Annotated in this window: 2 protein-coding genes and 1 pseudogene; all 3 read left to right on the forward strand. The window is 72.5% G+C overall.

Annotated features, from left to right (window positions below):
- Positions 1 to 178: pseudogene (locus ABD299_RS24895) on the forward strand (cytochrome P450); the annotation flags it as partial.
- Positions 175 to 1440 (forward strand): cytochrome P450 family protein, encoded by a 1266-nt coding sequence (locus tag ABD299_RS24900; RefSeq protein ID WP_344267054.1) that lies wholly within the window; start codon positions 175 to 177, stop codon positions 1438 to 1440. The pseudogene ABD299_RS24895 and the gene ABD299_RS24900, both read left to right, overlap by 4 nt.
- Positions 1441 to 1476: 36 nt before the next feature.
- The coding region (locus ABD299_RS24905; protein ID WP_486388918.1) for a cytochrome P450 family protein at positions 1477 to 2292 on the forward strand (816 nt) is incomplete at its 3' end.

Genomic DNA, 2292 nt, shown 5'->3' on the forward strand with positions numbered 1-2292 from the left:
GGAGATCGCCGAGGTCATCGCCCGCACCGGCATCGAGGTGATCCTCGACCGGCTCCCGGACGTCGACCTCGCCGTGCCCGCGCAGGCGCTCCGGCGCAGGCCGTCCCCCTGGCTGCGGGGGATGTCGGCGCTGCCGGTGCACTTCACCCCGACCCCTGCTCTAGGAGGCTCCAGATGAACTGTCCCGTGACGTCCCAGGACCGGGCCGCGTCCGGCCGGATAGCCCTCGACCCGCTCGTCCAGGACCTGGACGGCGAAGGGGCCAGGCTGCTGGCCGCGGGCCCGATCGCCGCCGTGGAGCTGCCCGGCGGTGTCCCGGTCTGGGCCGTCACGCACCACGCCGAGGCCCGCAAGCTGATGACGGACCCGCGCCTGGTGAAGGACATCAACCGGTGGAGCCTCTGGCAGCGCGGCGAGATCCCGGCCGACTGGCCGCTGATCGGGCTGGCCAACCCCGGCCGCTCGATGCTCACCGTGGACGGCGCCGAGCACCGGCGGCTGCGCGCCAAGGTGGCCCAGGCCCTCACCCCGCGCCGGGTGGAGCGGCTGCGCCCGGGCATCGAACAGGTCACCGCCCGGCTGCTGGACGACCTCGCCGAGGCCGGCAAGGACGGCGGCCCGGTGGACCTCAAGGCCGTCTTCGCCTACCCGCTGCCGATGACCGTCGTCAGCGAACTCATGGGCATCGACGCGTCCGACCACCCCCGCCTGCAGGCGCTGTACGACAAGTTCTTCAGCACCCAGACCCCGCCCGAGGAGGTTCCGGCGATGCTGGCGGACCTCGCCGCCTTCTTCACCGGCGTGGTCGCGGCCAGGCGGGAGAACCCCGGGGACGACCTGACCAGCGCGCTGATCAACGCCGACGAGGGCGGCGAGCGGCTCACCGACGAGGAGCTGGTCAACACCCTCCAGCTGATGATCGCCGCCGGGCACGAGACGACCATCAGCCTCATCGTCAACGCCGTGCGCGCCCTGAGCAACCACCCCGACCAGCTCGCGATGGTCCTCCGCGGCGAGGTCTCCTGGGAGACCGTCATCGAGGAGACGCTGCGCTGGTGCTCCCCCACCTCGCACGTCCTCGTCCGGTTCGCCACCGAGGACATCGAGATCGGCGGCACCGTCATTCCCGAGGGCGACGCACTGATCACCTCCTATGTCGCCATCGGCCGGGACGAGAAGCAGCACGGCCCGGACGCCGGGACGTTCGACATCACCCGCGAGACACCGATCCGGCACATGTCCTTCGGGCACGGTCCGCACGTGTGCCCCGGGGCCCCGCTGTCCCGGCTGGAGGCGGGCATCGCGCTGCCGGCCCTGTACGAGCGCTTCCCCCGGCTGGCGCTCGCGGTGCCCGACGAGAAGCTGCGCAACAAGCCGGCCGTCACCCAGAACGACCTGTACGAACTGCCCGTTCTGCTGTCCGGCGACACCGGCCGCTGAGCGTCCCCTTCTCCCTCACCCGCACCGGAGTCCCCCGTGAACCGCTCCACCTCCCCCGGGCCCGCCACCGCGGGCAGACCCGGCGGCTGTCCGTTGGCTCCGGAGAGCGCCGTCCCGCTGGCCGGGGAGCGGTTCCGGGCCGACCCGGCCGTGCTCTACCGCGATCTGCGGAACGAGCACGGCCCGGTCGTGCCGGTGCTGCTCATCGGCGATCTGCCGGCCTGGCTGGTCCTCGGCTATCGCGAGCTGCACCACGTCACCAGCGACCCGGCGCTCTTCAGCCGGGACGCCCGGCTGTGGAACCAGTGGGAGGCCGTCCCGCCGGACTGGCCGCTGCTGCCGATGATCGGCCGCGGCGACGAGCAGTCCATCTACTGGTCGGTCGGGGAGGCGCACCGGCGGCACGCCGTCATGGTGAACGACGCCCTGGAGAGCGTCGACCCGTTCGAGCTGCGACGGCACGCCGAGACGCTGGCCGACGAGCTGATCGACCGGTTCTGCGGCCGGGGACGGGCGGATCTCGTCAGCCAGTACGCCATGCAGCTGCCGGTGCTGGTGCTGGCCCGGATCTTCGGCTTCCCCGACTCCGAGGGCCACCCGTTGATGCAGGCCATGAACGCGCTGGCCGACGGCGGCGCGGACGCCAACGCCGCACAGCAGCGGTTCGCGGCGGCCATCGCACGGCTGGTGGCGGCCAAGCGGGAACGCCCGGGCGCCGACGTGGCCTCCCGGATGCTGGCGCACCCGGGGTTCACCGACACCGAGTACGTGTACGACCTCATGGCACTCACCGCGGCCGGACACCTTCCCACGGCGGACTGGATCGGCAACTCGCTGCGGCTGATGCTCACC

Origin of the sequence: Streptomyces sodiiphilus (genome assembly GCF_039529215.1) — a bacterium.
GTDB lineage: Bacteria > Actinomycetota > Actinomycetes > Streptomycetales > Streptomycetaceae > Streptomyces > Streptomyces sodiiphilus.